The organism is Streptomyces sp. NPDC041940, from assembly GCF_055589465.1.
The window spans coordinates 102,697-117,290 of the sequence record NZ_JBVJBP010000024.1 but is presented as its reverse complement, the minus strand read 5'-3'; the positions used below and the strand labels follow the sequence as shown (position 1 = coordinate 117,290).

Here is a 14,594-nt window from a genome sequence, read left to right as displayed (position 1 = left end):
CTGGCTATGACCGACACTTCTCGGGACAGCTCCGCCACCCGTGCGCGCTGGCAGACCTGTCTCCGGCTCGCCCGCGAACTTCTGCTCGTCGGGCCGGACGGCAAGGACCTCAAACTCGACTATCTGCACACCCTGATAGACACGGGCCGCCTCGGCCCCACCCACCACCCGCGTAAGAAGATCCTCGTCGTCGGCGCCGGAATCACCGGCCTCGTCGCCGGGCGATTACTCAAGGACGCCGGCCACGAGGTCACCATTCTGGAGGCCAACGCCAGCCGGGTCGGCGGGCGCGTCAAGACGTTCCGGGCCACCAAGCACCACCAGCCCTTCGACGACCCGGCCCAGTACGCCGAGGCCGGTGCCATGCGGCTGCCCGACTTCCATCCGCTCGTCCTCGCCCTGGTCGACAAACTCGGGCTCGGCCGCCGCCAGTTCTACAACGTGGACGTGGACCCCGGCACCGGCAGCGGCCCCGACGTCCCCGTGCCCCCGGTGACGTACTCCTCCTTCACCGGCCGGACCTGGTCCTACGGCGACGACAGCCCCGAATTCCGCGAGCCCGACAAGCGCGGCAACTCCTGGATCCGCGTCAACCGCGTCCAGGTGCGGCGCTCCGACTACTCGGCCGGGCCGGAGCGCGTCAACGAGGGCTTCCACCTCACCGGCGACGAAGTCCGGTCCCCCGTCGTGAAAATGGTCGACGACGCGCTGGAATGCGTGCGCGACTACTACTCCGACGTGGTCGACGGCCGGCGCGTCAACAAGCCGTTCGAGGAGTGGGTCGAGGGCTGGGCCCGGGTGATCCGCGACTTCGACGGCTACTCGATGGGCGGTTTCCTGCGCGACCACGCCGGGCTCAGCGACGAGGCCGTCGAGGCCGTCGGAACCCTGGAGAACATGTCCTCGCGGCTGCATCTGTCCTTCTTCCACAGCTTCCTCAGCCGCAGCGACATCAACCCGGGCGTCCGCTACTGGGAGATACCCGGCGGCAGCTGGCGCCTGCCGCACGCCCTCCACCAGGGCCTGCGCGACGAGGTGCGGCTCGGCCACCGCATGATCCGGCTGGAGTACCACGACCCCAGCCGCGACACCGACCCCGAGGGCACCGGCGCCGTCGGACCCGACGGCTGGGGCGTGGCCGTGCAGACCGTCGCCGAGAACGATCCACAGGCCCCGCCCCGCCTGTGGACGGCGGACCTGGCGATCGTCACCGTCCCGTTCTCCGCCCTGCGCTTCGTGGAGATCGTCCCCTCGATGTCGTACAAGAAGCGCCGCGCGATCATCGAGACCCACTACGACCAGGCCACCAAGGTGCTGCTGGAGTTCAGCCACCGGTGGTGGGAGTTCACCGAGGACGACTGGCGCGAGGAGCTGGACCGGATCTCGCCGGGGCTGTACGAGTACTACCAACAGGGCGGCCCGGACGGCACCGGCATGGTCCTCTCGATCGTCGAGGCGGGGGCCGGCCCCGCTGCCTCCGGACTGCTCGGCGCCGCCGTCAAGGACAGCGCCGTCACCGAGGAGATGCGGCAGCTCGACAGCACCCTGCCGCTGCGCGGCCCCGCCGTCCGGCCCGCCACGCACTGCTTCGGCGGAGGCTCCGCGGCCGACAACCCCAACAGGTTCATGTACTACCCGTCGCACCGGGTCGAGGGCAGCACCGGCGGCGTCGTCCTCGCCTCCTACTGCTGGTCCGACGACGCCGCCCGCTGGGACTCCATGCGGAGCGCCGAACGCTACGTCTACGCCCTGCGCAACCTCCAGGCCCTGCACGGGCGCCGTGTCGAGGTGTTCTTCACCGGGCGGGGCGCCACCAAGAGCTGGGCCCGCGACCCGTACGCCTTCGGCGAGGCCGCCATCTACACCGCGCACCAGATGACCAGCTTCCACCTGGACGTCTCCCGGCCCGAGGGCCCGGTGCACTTCGCGGGAGAGCACACCTCCCTCAAGCACGCCTGGATCGAGGGCGCCCTGGAGAGCGCAGTGCGGGCCGCGCTCGCCGTCCACCAGGCCCCGCCGGTCACCGTCCCGGGGGAGGGGGCATGACCGCGATCGACCGCAGGTGCACGGTCGCCCGCTATCTCGCCCTGCGGCTGGCCGAGTTGGGCATCACCCATCTCTTCGGCGTCCCCGGCAACCACCTCGGCCCGTTCCTGACCACCCTGCGGGACGAGGACGACATCGAGTGGGTCGGCACCCCCACCGAGGGCGGCGCCGGCCAGGCCGCCGACGCCTACGCCCGCATCCACGGCGTGGGGGCGGTCGCCGTCACCTACAGCGTGGGCGCGTTCAACCTGCTGGGCGCCTGCGGCGGCGCCTACGTCGAACAGGTACCGCTGGTCGCGATCAACGCCTCCCCGCCCTACGAGCAGTGGCAGAACTACCGTGCCGTCGGCCTGCTCACCTCGCACATGAGCCCCCGCGCGGAGAGCAACCTGGACGTCTACCGGCAGGTCACCGTCGACGCGCAGGTCGTCTCCCACCCGGGCCTCGCCCCCGGCCAGATCGACGCCGCGCTCACCGCGTGCCTCTCCGAGCGCCGCCCGGTCTACCTGGAGATCATGGAGGACCTCTGGGACGAGCCCTGCCCCGCGCCCGAGATACCGATCGTCCCCCGGGAGCGGCCGTTCAGCGCGCGCAACCAGGAGCTGCTGGACCACGCCGTGCAGGCGATCCTGACCCTGGTCGAGGAGCATCCCGGCCCGGACGGCAGGCCCCGCCCGATCGTGTGGGCCGGCGAGGAGATCGACCGGTTCCGCCTCGGCGAGCAGCTCACCGGCCTGGTGGAGGCCACCGGCGTGCCGTTCTGCACCACCGTCGGCGCCAAGGCCGTCGTCGACGAGGACCTGCCGCGGTTCCACGGCGTCTACAACGGCCCGGCCAGCCACCCCGACGTGCACGCCGTCTTCAAGGACTGGGCCACCTGCCGCATCGGGCTCGGCGCCTGGTCCACGTCGAAGAACCTCGGCGGCGAGCAGTCCGTCGGCGGCGACTGGGTGATGGCCGCGCTCGGCGGCGTCAGCGTCGGCACCTCCTACTTCCCCGACGTCCAGCTCCGCCACCTGCTGCCCGCCCTCCAGGACGCGCTGGTGAAGGCCTACGGCTCCGGGGGCCTGGCCGCCGACTACTACGCCGAGTCCTACGCCCACCACGGCTCACCGGGCGACCGCCCCGCGGCCCTCGAACACCACCGCGCCTCCCTCCGTACCGCAGCCACGCGCTCCCACCGGCCGGACGGGCAACGCCTCACCTACGACGGTGTCTTCGACCGGATCAACCACTTCCTGAACCACGACACCGGCGAGGACTGGACGGTCGTCTCGGACGCCGCTTTCTCCCTCATCGGCTCGATGAACCTGTCCCTGCCGGCGGGCGGGTTCCTCTCGCAGGTCAGCTGGCTGTCCATCGGCTGGTCGGTCGGCGCGGCCACCGGCGCCGCGCTCGCCCCCGAGCGGGAGGACGCCCGCCCGATGGTGTTCGTCGGCGACGGCGCCTTCCAGGAGACCTGCCAGGAACTCTCCACCCACACCCGGCTCGGGCTCCGCTCGGTGGTGTTCGTCATGGACAACGGCCACTTCTACGGCATCGAACAGATGCTGGTGCACCCGGAGTTCTACGCGGACCGGGACGCCGCGGACCCCGACTTCTACAACGTCCTGCACCCCTGGCACTACGACCGTCTCGCGGCCGTCTTCGCCGGCGGGAAGACCCCGGCGAACGGCGTCAGCGTCACGCACACCGCGGACCTGGACGACCTCCTGGCCCGCCTCACCGACCCGGCCGACCCACTCAACGCCGGACCGCTCCTGGTGCGCGTCCGGCTGCACCGGCACGACTACCCGCGGGCGATGGCCTACAAGGTTCCGACAGAGAAGGAGCAGGACCATGGCTGATCTCAACGTACTGATCGCGTTCGACGCGGCCACGATCGTCGAGCAGAACCCCAACGCGTCCAGGAACCCCGACGCGCCGACCTACGTCGACGAGAGCCTGATCTACATGACGACCCGGCACGACCACATCGTCGGCACGTCGGGCGCCGAGCTGAACCTCCGCGCCGAACCCGGTGACACCGTCAAGTGGCGCGAGACGACCGTCTCCCTGGGCAGCGAGTACAAGGCGCTGCTGTACCGCTACGTCAGCAGCGACAGCGGGCACCAGCTCATCCGCACACCGGAGATCGAGGTGATCGACGGCATCTACCCGCTGCCGAAGGAGGGCAGCGAGGGCCGGCCGGAGTTCGACACCCAGCGGTACCAGGACCACTACTGGCGGACGACCGTCAAGAGCGCCGGCAGGGTCACCTACCACTTCTACTTCCAGATCCTGGACCGCCACCGCCAGTTGAAGGGGTACTTCCAGTGGGACCCCTTCATCACCATCGAGGACGCCTGACGCGTCCCCGGCCGCTCAGCGGCGCCGCAGTGACGGGTCGAGCAGCGCGGGCGGGGTGTCGTGCTTCTCGTGCGGGGCCAGGTCGGTGCCGGGCGCGACGATCGCGTCGATCGCGTCGAGGACGTCGGCGCTGAGCACGGTGTCGGCGGCGGCGAGCTGCGCGGTGAGGTGGTCCGCGGTGCGGGGGCCGATGAGCGCGCTGGTCACGCCGGGGTGCGCGGTCACGAAGCCGAGCGCCAGCTGGACCATGGTCAGGCCGGCCTCGTCGGCGACCCCGGCGAGCCGCTCTACGGCGTCGAGCCTGGCCCGGTTGTGGGGGAGGGAGGTGTCGAAGCGCTCCGGCATGAACGCCGAGCGGTTCGTGGTGATGTCCCGGCCCTCGCGGACGGCGCCCGTCAGCCAGCCCGAGGCGAGCGGGCTCCACACCAGCACGCCCAGTCCGTACTCCTGTGTGACGGGCAGGACATGGGACTCGATCCCGCGCTGGAGGATCGAGTAGCCGGGCTGTTCGGTGACGTAGCGGCTCAGGTGCCGCTCGCGGGCGGCCCACTGGGCCTGCGCGATGCGGTACGCGGGGAAGGTCGAGGAACCGAAGTACCGGATCTTCCCCGCGCGTTGCAGGTCGGTCAGCGCCGACAGGGTCTCCTCGTCGCCGGTGCGCGGGTCCCACCGGTGGATCTGGAACAGGTCGACGTGGTCGACCCCCAGTCGGCGCAGGCTGTCGTCCAGTGCGGTGACCAGCCAGCGGCGCGAGGCGCCCTGGTGGTTGCGCTCGTCGCTCATCGGCATGCTCGCCTTCGTGGCCAGCACGATGTCCTCGCGGCGGCCCGCGATGGCCTTGCCGACCATCTCCTCGGACTCGCCGTCGCTGTACCTGTCGGCGGTGTCGATGAGGTTGATCCCCGCCTCCAGGGCGGCGTCGACGAGGGCGGTGGCCTCGTCCTGGGTGGTACGTCCGATCCGGCCGAAGTTCATCGCGCCGAGCGCGAGGGAGCTGACCTGCACGCCGGTGCGGCCCAAGGTGCGGTACTGCATGACCGTGTCTCCTCTGGCATCATGGATGAAGCGGAACGCCGTTCCGCTTCATCCAGACGATACGGAACACTGTTCCGTTTCGGCAAGTGCTGAGCGGAGAAAGGGCGAGCGCGGTGAACGACATCGGCGACGGCGAGGACACGGGGCGTGCGACCCCGTCCCGGCGGAAGGACGCCCGGCGCAACAAGGCGACGCTGCTCGACGCGGCCGCCGCGGTCTTCGTCACCTCGGGCGTGGAGGCGCCGGTGCGTGACATCGCGGCCAGGGCCGGGGTCGGGGTGGGCACGATCTACCGCCACTTCCCCCACCGGGCGGACCTCGTCATCGCCGTCTACCGGCACCAGGTCGACGCCTGCGCCGAGGCCGGCCCGGCCCTGCTGGCGAGCGCCGCGACCCCGCACGCCGCACTGCGGCAGTGGATCGACCTCTTCGTCGACTTCCTGGTGACCAAGCACGGCCTCGCCGCCGCCCTGCACTCCGACGACGCCGGCTTCGACGCGCTGCACGCCTACTTCATCGACCGACTCGTGCCGGTCTGCGCCGAGTTGCTGTCCGCCGCGGCCGACGCGGGCGAGATCGACGCCGGCATCGAGGCGTACGAGCTCATGCGCGGCGTGGGAAACCTCTGCATCGGCGCGGACCACGACCCCCGCTACGACGCACGCCGCCTGGTCGGCCTCCTCATCACGGGACTGCGCCGTCCGCGCTGACCCTCAGGGCGAGCGCCTATCGCTTCTGTGCCCGGTAGCGCTTCAGCAGCGCGGTGATCCGGGCCTGGTCCGCCGGCCCGTTGAGCTCGGTCAGCAGATCGTCGGGGCACAGCTCGTAGAGGTCGCCCCACCAGCGCCGTCCCCGGTTGTCCCAGATGCGATAGCCCCCGGGCACACCCCTGGCGACGTAACGTCTCCTGGCCACGCTCCCCCCGTCCTCGCGATGTCCGCGACGAGACCGTACGCGCCTCGGGGGCCCCGGGCGAGGCAATATCGGGTGCCGCACCCTCGGCTCCCACGGGCCGGCTGTCCGGATTCGGTGTTTCTCCGGAGCGGCGTTGATGGCACCCTGACGAGCACTTCGGAACCGGCCGGCAGAGCGGAAGCGGCAGCATGATCAAGTGGATGCCCCTGGGCACCGGAGCCAGGCCCGTCCCTCAGCCGGTGGCGACCCCGCTGGTCTGGGCCGGGGCCTTCGCGGGGGCGCCGGCGCTGGTGGCGTGCCTCAACACCGTGGTGGGGCCGGACCGTCCGGAACTGGCCCTGCCCGCGCTGTCCGTGCTGGCCGCCGTGCTCGGCCTGTGCGCCCGCTTCACGGCCGCCCCCGGAACGGCCCTGCTCTGCTGGCTGTTCCTCAACGGCTTCGCCATCCCGCCCGCCGGCACCCTCACCTGGGCCGGACACCGCGACACCACATGGCTGGCCTGCCTGTTCGCCGCCACCCTCCTGGGCACGGCCCTGGCCCGCCTGACCCACGCCCGCGCCGCCTACCGCCGCCTCACCCCCAGGAACACCCGCAACGACGGCGGCCCCGGCGCCACGACCTAGCACGTCGGGGCCGGCCTCGGCGCCGGGCCGCTGGACGAGGAACCGCGCCCGGTCTGCCGCTCCAGGGCGCGGATCCGCGCGGTCGGGTTCAGGTCGGCGTGGGCGGGTAGCCGCCTGCCGGTACCGGCGGCCCCGGACGTCCGGTTCTCCATGACGTCAGCGTCGCCGCCGGCGCGGCCGGACCATGCGGACCCACCACCCCTGAGAACCGTAGGAGCACCCCATGGCGAAGATCCTTTTCCTGATGACCGGCGCCGACCACTGGACGCTGGCCGACGGCAGCAAGCACCCCACCGGCTTCTGGGCCGAAGAGGCGGTCGCCCCCTACGAGGCGTTCAAGGCCGCCGGTCACGAGATCACCGTGGCCACCCCGGGCGGCGTCGTCCCGCCGGTCGACCCGGGCAGCCTGGCCCCGGAGGCCGCCGGCGGCGCGGAGAACGCGGCGAAGATCAAGGCCGTGGTGGAGGGCGCCCCGGAGTTCCGCACCCCGCTGACCCTGACCGGCGTACGCCTCGACGACTTCGACGCGGTGTACGTCCCCGGCGGCCACGGCCCGATGGAGGACCTGGCCGTCGACACCGACTCCGGCGCTCTCCTCGCCCGGGCGGTGGAGTCCGGGCTGCCGGTCGGCGTGGTCTGCCACGGCCCGGCCGCGCTGCTGGCCGCGGTGAAGGAGGACGGCACGAACGCCTACGCCGGCTACCGGATCACCGCCTTCACCAACACCGAAGAGCAGCTCGCCGGCAGCGCCGACAAGGCGAAGTGGCTGCTGGAGGACCGGCTGACCGAGGCCGGACTGACGGTCGAGACCGGGGAGCCGTGGGCACCGCACGTCCGGGTCGACCGCAACGTCGTCACCGGCCAGAACCCGGCCTCCTCCGCCCCGCTCGCCGCCGAGCTGCTCAAGAAGCTCCCCTGACCACGCGCACCCCGGGAGCGGCTGGACGTGCCGCACGCCGGGCCGAGTGTCCCGACCCGATGCCCAACGGGCACCGGGCCTGGCCGGACGGCCTCGTCACCGCCGCCTCCGGGTAGCCGCACACCCCGGGGCCTCCCGGCCGCGGCCCCGGCGGACGGGTGCCCGGCCGGGAGTACCGTGGAGGTACCGAGAGCGCTTCGCGCACCGGCCCCGACACCGGTGCCGCCCTCGGCGACCGACGACCCCGGGTCGGGTCCTCCTGTGCCCGGAGCAGGGCTTGCCTCATGACGGTGCATGTTCGGGTCGCGCCGACGACCGCAGAGTTTCCCGGGCGGCGGGACGCCCCGGACCGGCGCGGCACGCGGAGGCAGCCCGGGCCGAGGCCGGAGCGTGGCTCCTCGCCCCGTGAGGGCGCCCGCGTCCGCGAGCTGACCCGGCGTCAGGTAGAGGACCGCCTGGGGGAGCTGGGCGATCTGTACGCGGACACCTCCGGCGGCGGCCCGTGGGCGTGGAACGAGGCCCGAGGCGCCTTCCTGCGACGGCTGGCGGCCGACGCGAGACGCCCGGGGTTCTCGCTGCTGATCGCCGAGACCACCGCCCTGACCGGCTGCGCCTACGGCTTTCCCGTACGCCGTGACGGGCCCTGGTGGGAGGGCTTCGACGGATACCTCCCGGGGAGCCTGCTCCGGCTCGCGGGCTCCGGGCGCCTCTTCATGGTCTCCGTGATCCTCGTCCAGCCCTGGGTGCGCCGGCAGAACCAGGACCGCGCCTGGAACCTCGCCCGGCGCCTCCAGCGACGGCTGCTCACCGACCACGGCGCCACCGTCGGCGTCACCCTGGTGAACCGCTCCGACGCCGGGACCGTCGAGGCCCTGCGGTCCTGGGGGTGGCGCTGCCTCGACGGCGACACCCCGGGCCCCTTCCGCGTCCTGGTCCTCGGGACCTGAGCGGCACGACAGGGCCTACCGCACCGGCATCCGCCACCACGCGGCCGACGCGTCGCGCAGGGTGTTGGTGCCGCAGTGCACCTCGCCCATGCCGAGGTGGTACGTGTACCAGTCGTCGATGTACGACACCTTCATGCCGACCCGCGTGTAGACGGCGTTGACGGCCTCCGTGAAGATGTCCTTGCCGGCGATGACGGGCCCCCACTGGCGCGGGGCGAGGTAGCGGTCGCGGCCCAGGAGCACGCCGTTGACGGCGCCGGGCACGTACGCGCTGGTCTGCACCGCCGGAGCCGCCGCACGCGGGGCCGCCGGGTTCTCGGCGAGCCACTTCTGCTGGCCGCGGTCCCGGAGGCTGTCCACCAGGTCGGACGCGGCGCCCATGCGCGTCAGCCGCGGCACGGGAACGTCCTGGCCGTCGGCGGAGAAGGCCTCCGACTCACGGGTGTACAGCGCGGGCACCCGCACGATCTCCGCGTCGGTGACGCCCGTCTCGCGCTTGAGGATCTCCAGGTTGGCGGCGATGCGCCGGGCCGCCATCTGGTTGTCGGACACCAGGTGCCGGGAGGCGAGCGCCTGGTCGATGGTCTCCTTGGGCGCGGGGCTGTCGCTGCGGCCCGGGACGGAGAACATCTTCTTCCCGCCGTGGCCGTCGCGCTTGGCGTCGCGCAGCAGCCGCAGCCCCGCCTCCGGGTCGGCGACGCCGACGCGCCAGCCGCGCGGGGTGTCGGCGGGCAGGAACTGCACGAACTCGTCGACGTGCCCGACACCCAGCCAGGAGGTGTCCAGCAGCAGCGGGTCCTGCATGCCCTGCGACTTCAGCATCGTCCGCATCACCTTCGACGGACGTGCCCCGCTGTCCTTGCGCTCGCCCATGATGATGCGCCCGGCCGGGAAGGACCGCCCGTTGTGCGCGTAGGGCGGGATGGTCTCCAGGTTCCCGAAGGAGTTGAGCGACCAGTCGTCGGGCTCCGCCGGGTCGGTCACCTGCACGACCCCCGTGTCCCGGCCGCGGATCTTCTCGAACAGCTCGCGGCCCGCGTCCCGGTCCGGCTGGGCGGAGCGCAGCATCACGCGCATCACCTGCGGCTGCCCGCCCGGCCCGGTCATGTTGACGTAGGCCGGTTCGACGAAGTCCTGCGCCCAGGGGTCGGCGTATTTCGTGAACTTGACCAGCGGCGTGGTGACCCCGGCCTTCTTGACCTCCTTGCCGAGTTCGGCGACGAACTTCTGCTGGAGGCGGCTGTACTCGCCCTGGCCCTGGACCTCGGTCACCATCACCTGCTGGGTGTTCTGCAGGTGATGCTGGGTCAGCAGCGGTGCGACGCGCAGGGTCACGGCGTCGGAGGTGGACTTCTGCCCGGACGTGACCGTCAGCCGGACCACCGCGCGGCCGTCCCACTTCGCCGTGTCCCGGACGATGTCGGTGGCCTCGACGCCGAACTCCACGCCGGAACGCAGCTCGGCGGCGGTCAGCCGGGTCGCGGACGTCACCAGGACCCACTTGCCGTCCCGCTTGAGGAAGAGGTGCGCGTGCTTGCCCCCAGTGGTGACCTTCAGGCTGCCCTTGGCGTTAGAGGCCAGGCCGGGCATGGGCACGGAACGGACCCGGGCGAGGTCGGCGGCGTCCGCGGTGCCGTTGACCTTCGTGTCGGTGCCGTCGTTGCACGCGGCCAGCTTGGCGTCGGACAGGGGTCTGCCGCCCGGCCCCGTGACGGGACACCGCTTGGTGTCGTCGTCGATGTTGGGCAGGTAGACGGCACCGCGCCCGACGGACCAGCCGTCCTCGCCGGTCTTGTCGCTGCCGCCGGTGACATCGACCCGCCCGTCGCGGTTCACATCGGCGCGCAGATCGGCCCGGCCGGCCGTCTCGGCGGCGAAGGCGGAGCCGGCCGGCCCGGCCAGCACGGACCCGGCCGCGGCGAGCGCCAGGACCAGCGACCCGGCCGGAATCAGACGTGGACGTATGTGAGCACGTGAACGCACAGCACGGTCCTCTCAGTTGGGGGGTGACGCTGTGCAAGAGGCGGAACAGGGCCTGTGCGTTGCTTGTGAAGGGGCGGTTACCGCTCGGGTGCCGCGTGCCGTGAGCGGAACGTCCGGCCGCAGCGGGCCCTGCGTCCGTCCGACGGTTATCCGCCCCGGTACCGGCGAGGTTCGGAGGGCGGGCGGAGACCCTCGACGAGAGTGGCCGGATGCGGTATATGCGGCGTATGGCCGGTGAAGGACCGTCCATGCTGACGCGCGTGGTGCTGGCGACGACCATCGGCACCGCGCTGGAGTGGTACGGCTTCATCCTGTTCAGCACCATGAGCGCGCTCGTCCTGAACCGGCTGTTCTTCCCGCCCGGCGACCCGGTCGCGGCGACCCTGGCGTCCTTCGCCACGTTCGCGGTCGGGTTCGCCGTACGGCCGCTCGGCGCTCTGGTCATCGGGCACTACGGGGACCGGCTGGGCCGCAGGCGGATGCTGGTGATCACGTTGGTCACGGTCGGCCTGGCCAGCGCCCTGATGGGCGCGCTGCCGACGTACGAGACCGCCGGGGCGTGGGCGCCCGCGCTGCTGGTCGTGCTGCGGATGATCCAGGGGTTCGGCGCGGGCGCCGAGTACGCGGGCGCCTCCCTCACCCTGGCCGAGTTCGCCACGCCGGAGCGTCGCGGACGGTACGCCGCCATCCCCCCGGCGGGTGCGGCGGTCGGCGCGCTGCTCTCGGCCGGGGCCGTCGCCGCCGTGGCGGCCCTGCCCCCGGACGACTTCCTCGACTGGGGATGGCGCATCCCCTTCCTGGTCACCCTCGTCGTCACGGCGACCGGCTTCTACATCCGGGTCAGCGTCGCCGAGAGCCCGATGTTCGAGCAGGTCAAGCGGGAGCGCGGAGTCGCACGGGCACCCGCCGTGGAACTGGCCCGCCGCGCTCCGCGGACCCTCTTCCTCGGGGTGATCAGCAGCATCGGGCCGAACGTCGCCGCCTACATCCCGGTGGTGTTCGCGCTCGCCTATCTCACCGAGCGGCTCGAGGTCTCCCGTACGGTCACCCTCGTCGGGGCGCTGATCTACTTCGCGTGCAGCGCGGCGGTGACACCGGTGGCCGGGGCGCTGGGCGACGCGGTCGGCCGCCGGACGGTGCTCGGCTGGGCCATGGTCGCCGCGGCGGCGTTCGCGTTCCCCTTCTTCTGGCTGCTGGACACCGAGCAGGCCGGATACGTGTGGTTCGCGTTTGGCCTCAGCGGGATGCTGCTGGGGGCCCAGCTCGGCGCCCAGGCGGGCTTCCTGGCGGACCTGTTCACCACCAGGACCCGGTTCAGCGGGGTCGCCCTCAGCCGGGAGGTCGCGGCGGCCCTGGCGGGCGGCACCGCACCCCTCGTCGCGGCCGCGCTGCTGGAGGCGGCCGGGGGAGAACCCTGGCCGGTGGTCCTGTACATGAGCGTGCTGCTGCTGATCAGCGCGCTGGCCGTGGCCCTGATCCACGGCTTCGGACGGCACGAGCAGCGGGGAGAGGCCGTGCGACGGCCCTGAGCGGGCGTCAGGGCGGGAGCAGGCCCACGGCGGTCGAGGCCGCGAGGCGGTGCCAGTTCGTGTCGCCCCGGAGCATCGCGTGGTCACCGCCCGGGACGAGGCGGACGTCCGCCCGGGCCCCGGCCGCGCGGGCCCGCCGCACGTACGACACCGACGCGCCCGGGTCGGTCACACGGTCCCGGTCCCCGTGGATCACGACGACGTCCTTGTCGCGCAACTGGCTCACCGGCTCGCCGTCCGGGCACCAGGGCGCCAGCGCCAGCACCGCCCGGACCTGCGGGGCGCCCGCGGCGCGCAGGGCCGCGCGACCCCCCATCGAGTGACCCACGAGAACCACCGGGACGTCACCGGCCCGGCGGGCGAGTTCGTCGAGCGCCCGCCGGACGTCCCGCAGGGCATCCGAGTCGTCGGCGTCGCCGTTCCAGCCGCGCACGCGGTAGCGCACCTCTCCCAGGAACACCCCGTCGTCCGGCAGCGCGGCGGCGACGGCCCGCACGAAGGGCCTCATCCGCAGGGCCGCCAGATGCCAGGGCCGCGACGGGGACCGGCCCTCGGACCTGCCACCGTGCAGGAACAGCACGGCGGCCCGCGGCGCGCCGGGGGCGCGGCGCGGCACCAGCGCGGCCGGCGTGCGAGCCGCCCCGGGGACGGTCTCCCGTTCGTGAACCGTCATCCGTGCTCCTCGCCCCTCGCGTGTCCCCCGCCGGGGAGATCCGTTCACTGGTCATCCGTAGCCGTCCGGCGAACGGATTGGCCGGCCGCCGGCACGCCATGGTCCCCGAAACCCGGGCCCCTGCCCAGGCCGTCCGGTCCCACCTGCGTTTTTTCCTGGGAGCGGGACCAATCCGTCGCCCTCCGGGGACCGGATTACCACCGGAGACGTCCCGACCACGGAGGACCCCCGTGAGAGAAGCCGTGCACATCGGCCGAAACCCGTCCGCCGAGCCGGACCTGCAAGAACTGGTGGGCCGCGTCGCGCTGGGCGAGGAGGACGCGTTCGCCTCGGTGTACGACCTCGTGGCGAGCCCGGTCCTCGGTGTCGTGCGCGCCGTCCTGCGCGACCAGGCGCAGTCGGAGGAGGTCGCCCAGGAGGTCCTGGTGGAGGTGTGGCGCACCGCCCCCCGCTACCGCTCCGACCGCGGTACGGCGATCAACTGGATCCTCACCCTGGCGCACCGCCGGGCGGTCGACCGGGTGCGCTCGGTGGAGGCCGCCGCGGCCCGGGACCACAAGGCCGCCCTGCTGGAGCGCACGCCCGAGTACGACGAGGTGACCGAGCAGGTCGAGGCACGGCTGGAGCGGGAGCAGGTGCGGCGCTGTCTGCGCACGCTGACCGAGATCCAGCGCCAGGCCGTCACCCTCGCGTACTACCGCGGGCTGACCTACCGGCAGGTGGCGGAAGCCCTGACGCTTCCCCTGGGCACGGTCAAGACCCGCCTGCGCGACGGGCTCATCCGGCTGCGCGACTGCCTGGGGGTGACCGCGTGACCACCGCCGACCTGCACACCCTGACCGGCGCCTACGCCCTGCACGCCCTGTCCGACGAGGAGCGGGAGGCCTTCGGGCGGCACCTCGCGGCCTGCGAGCCGTGCGCCGAGGAGACCGCCGAACTGACGGCCGTCGCCGCCCGCCTGGGGCTCGCCGTCGCGCTCACGCCCCGCCCGGTGCTGCGCGAGCAGGTGCTGCGCCGGATCACCACCGTCCGCCAGGACCCGCCCGGGGAGCCGGCCCGGCCCCGCGCGGGCCGTACGGCCTCCTGGGGGCGCCCGCTCTCGCGGTGGGCCCTGGCGGCGTGCCTCGCGGCGGCCACCGCGCTCGGCGGTACGGCGGTGTGGCAGTACCAGCGAGCCGAGGACGCCCTCGACCAGGCCCGGCAGGCCGAACAGGCCACGGACCGGATCGCCGGCGTGCTCGCGGCACCGGACGCCAGGACCCGCACCGCGGAACTGGCCGACGGGGCCACCGGCACCGTCGTCGTCTCCGCAGGCCAGGACCGGGCCGTGTTCATGGTCTCCGGGATGGCGGATCCGCCACGGGGCAAGGTCTACCAGCTGTGGTTCGACGACGACGGCACCATGCGGTCCGCCGGCCTCATGGACCCCGGCCGCACCGACCAGGCCGTCCTGATGCGGGGTGCCGTGGACGGGGCGTCGGGCATGGGCGTCACCGTCGAACCGGCCGGCGGATCCGAGCGGCCCACCTCGGCCCCGGTGGCCGCGATGGCCTTCCCCGCCTGACGCGCCCCGAT

At 72.9% G+C, this 14,594-nt stretch carries 15 protein-coding genes; 10 read left to right on the top strand and 5 right to left on the bottom strand.

Annotated features, from left to right (window positions below; translation table 11 throughout):
• The first annotated feature begins 6 nt into the window (after positions 1–6).
• Genes ACZ6I3_RS32340 through ACZ6I3_RS32330 form a run of 3 tightly spaced genes read left to right on the top strand, consistent with a single transcriptional unit; the run spans position 7 to position 4,395 of the window.
• Positions 7–2,046, top strand: a complete 2,040-nt coding sequence (locus tag ACZ6I3_RS32340; protein ID WP_469419492.1) for a flavin monoamine oxidase family protein — start codon at positions 7–9, stop codon at positions 2,044–2,046.
• Entirely contained in the window at positions 2,043–3,893 is a 1,851-nt protein-coding gene (locus ACZ6I3_RS32335; protein WP_469419490.1) for a thiamine pyrophosphate-binding protein, read from the top strand. Before ACZ6I3_RS32340 ends, ACZ6I3_RS32335 begins: the two co-directional genes overlap by 4 nt.
• Positions 3,886–4,395 (top strand): inclusion body family protein, encoded by a 510-nt coding sequence (locus ACZ6I3_RS32330; protein WP_469419489.1) that lies wholly within the window; start codon positions 3,886–3,888, stop codon positions 4,393–4,395. Before ACZ6I3_RS32335 ends, ACZ6I3_RS32330 begins: the two co-directional genes overlap by 8 nt.
• A 15-nt stretch (positions 4,396–4,410) precedes the next feature.
• Here ACZ6I3_RS32330 and ACZ6I3_RS32325 read toward each other — a convergent pair whose 3' ends face one another.
• Positions 4,411–5,430 (bottom strand): aldo/keto reductase, encoded by a 1,020-nt coding sequence (locus ACZ6I3_RS32325; RefSeq protein WP_469419487.1) that lies wholly within the window; start codon positions 5,428–5,430, stop codon positions 4,411–4,413.
• 113 nt (positions 5,431–5,543) lie between these two features.
• Here ACZ6I3_RS32325 and ACZ6I3_RS32320 point away from each other — a divergent pair, with 113 nt between their 5' ends.
• On the top strand, positions 5,544–6,140 hold the full coding sequence (locus ACZ6I3_RS32320) for a TetR/AcrR family transcriptional regulator (RefSeq protein ID WP_469419485.1): 597 nt from the start codon (positions 5,544–5,546) through the stop codon (positions 6,138–6,140).
• Positions 6,141–6,156: 16 nt separating this feature from the next.
• Here ACZ6I3_RS32320 and ACZ6I3_RS32315 read toward each other — a convergent pair whose 3' ends face one another.
• Positions 6,157–6,345 carry a hypothetical protein gene (locus ACZ6I3_RS32315; RefSeq protein WP_469419483.1) on the bottom strand — a complete coding sequence of 63 codons (189 nt, stop codon included), beginning with the start codon at positions 6,343–6,345 and terminating at the stop codon, positions 6,157–6,159.
• Between the two features lie 188 nt (positions 6,346–6,533).
• Here ACZ6I3_RS32315 and ACZ6I3_RS32310 point away from each other — a divergent pair, with 188 nt between their 5' ends.
• Positions 6,534–6,968, top strand: a complete 435-nt coding sequence (locus tag ACZ6I3_RS32310) for a hypothetical protein (protein WP_469419481.1) — start codon at positions 6,534–6,536, stop codon at positions 6,966–6,968.
• On the opposite strand, the gene ACZ6I3_RS32305 is transcribed toward ACZ6I3_RS32310, so the two are convergent.
• Positions 6,965–7,120 (bottom strand): hypothetical protein, encoded by a 156-nt coding sequence (locus ACZ6I3_RS32305; RefSeq protein WP_469419480.1) that lies wholly within the window; start codon positions 7,118–7,120, stop codon positions 6,965–6,967. The genes ACZ6I3_RS32310 and ACZ6I3_RS32305 overlap by 4 nt on opposite strands.
• Positions 7,121–7,191: 71 nt before the next feature.
• Here ACZ6I3_RS32305 and ACZ6I3_RS32300 point away from each other — a divergent pair, with 71 nt between their 5' ends.
• Both ACZ6I3_RS32300 and ACZ6I3_RS32295 read left to right on the top strand, forming a co-directional pair.
• On the top strand, positions 7,192–7,887 hold the full coding sequence (locus ACZ6I3_RS32300) for a type 1 glutamine amidotransferase domain-containing protein (protein ID WP_469419478.1): 696 nt from the start codon (positions 7,192–7,194) through the stop codon (positions 7,885–7,887).
• Positions 7,888–8,171: 284 nt separating this feature from the next.
• The gene (locus ACZ6I3_RS32295) at positions 8,172–8,834 is read left to right on the top strand and encodes a hypothetical protein (protein WP_469419477.1); all 663 of its coding nucleotides are present in this window, start codon (positions 8,172–8,174) and stop codon (positions 8,832–8,834) included.
• A 15-nt stretch (positions 8,835–8,849) separates the two neighbouring features.
• On the opposite strand, the gene ACZ6I3_RS32290 is transcribed toward ACZ6I3_RS32295, so the two are convergent.
• Positions 8,850–10,817: a protein-arginine deiminase domain-containing protein gene (locus ACZ6I3_RS32290; protein ID WP_469419475.1), complete on the bottom strand. Its 1,968-nt coding sequence runs from the start codon at positions 10,815–10,817 to the stop codon at positions 8,850–8,852.
• Between the two features lie 248 nt (positions 10,818–11,065).
• On the opposite strand from ACZ6I3_RS32290, the gene ACZ6I3_RS32285 reads away from it, so the two are divergent.
• Positions 11,066–12,346 (top strand): MFS transporter, encoded by a 1,281-nt coding sequence (locus ACZ6I3_RS32285; RefSeq protein ID WP_469419473.1) that lies wholly within the window; start codon positions 11,066–11,068, stop codon positions 12,344–12,346.
• 7 nt (positions 12,347–12,353) lie between these two features.
• On the opposite strand, the gene ACZ6I3_RS32280 is transcribed toward ACZ6I3_RS32285, so the two are convergent.
• Complete coding sequence (locus tag ACZ6I3_RS32280; protein ID WP_469419472.1) at positions 12,354–13,019, bottom strand: alpha/beta fold hydrolase; 666 nt, start codon at positions 13,017–13,019, stop codon at positions 12,354–12,356.
• A 230-nt stretch (positions 13,020–13,249) separates the two neighbouring features.
• On the opposite strand from ACZ6I3_RS32280, the gene ACZ6I3_RS32275 reads away from it, so the two are divergent.
• Positions 13,250–13,834, top strand: coding sequence for a sigma-70 family RNA polymerase sigma factor (locus ACZ6I3_RS32275; RefSeq protein WP_469419470.1), 585 nt, complete (start codon positions 13,250–13,252; stop codon positions 13,832–13,834).
• Positions 13,831–14,583, top strand: coding sequence for an anti-sigma factor (locus tag ACZ6I3_RS32270; RefSeq protein WP_469419468.1), 753 nt, complete (start codon positions 13,831–13,833; stop codon positions 14,581–14,583). Before ACZ6I3_RS32275 ends, ACZ6I3_RS32270 begins: the two co-directional genes overlap by 4 nt.
• The last annotated feature ends 11 nt before the right edge of the window (positions 14,584–14,594 follow it).

Excerpts from the sequence above, each read along its gene's own strand:
- ACZ6I3_RS32325 (WP_469419487.1), bottom strand. The coding sequence starts at position 5,430 with ATGCAGTACCGCACCTTGGGCCGCACCGGCGTGCAGGTCAGCTCCCTC.
- ACZ6I3_RS32285 (WP_469419473.1), top strand. The coding sequence starts at position 11,066 with ATGCTGACGCGCGTGGTGCTGGCGACGACCATCGGCACCGCGCTGGAG.
- ACZ6I3_RS32300 (WP_469419478.1), top strand. The coding sequence starts at position 7,192 with ATGGCGAAGATCCTTTTCCTGATGACCGGCGCCGACCACTGGACGCTG.
- ACZ6I3_RS32330 (WP_469419489.1), top strand. The coding sequence starts at position 3,886 with ATGGCTGATCTCAACGTACTGATCGCGTTCGACGCGGCCACGATCGTC.
- ACZ6I3_RS32340 (WP_469419492.1), top strand. The coding sequence starts at position 7 with ATGACCGACACTTCTCGGGACAGCTCCGCCACCCGTGCGCGCTGGCAG.
- ACZ6I3_RS32335 (WP_469419490.1), top strand. The coding sequence starts at position 2,043 with ATGACCGCGATCGACCGCAGGTGCACGGTCGCCCGCTATCTCGCCCTG.
- ACZ6I3_RS32305 (WP_469419480.1), bottom strand. The coding sequence starts at position 7,120 with ATGGAGAACCGGACGTCCGGGGCCGCCGGTACCGGCAGGCGGCTACCC.
- ACZ6I3_RS32295 (WP_469419477.1), top strand. The coding sequence starts at position 8,172 with ATGACGGTGCATGTTCGGGTCGCGCCGACGACCGCAGAGTTTCCCGGG.
- ACZ6I3_RS32310 (WP_469419481.1), top strand. The coding sequence starts at position 6,534 with ATGATCAAGTGGATGCCCCTGGGCACCGGAGCCAGGCCCGTCCCTCAG.
- ACZ6I3_RS32280 (WP_469419472.1), bottom strand. The coding sequence starts at position 13,019 with ATGACGGTTCACGAACGGGAGACCGTCCCCGGGGCGGCTCGCACGCCG.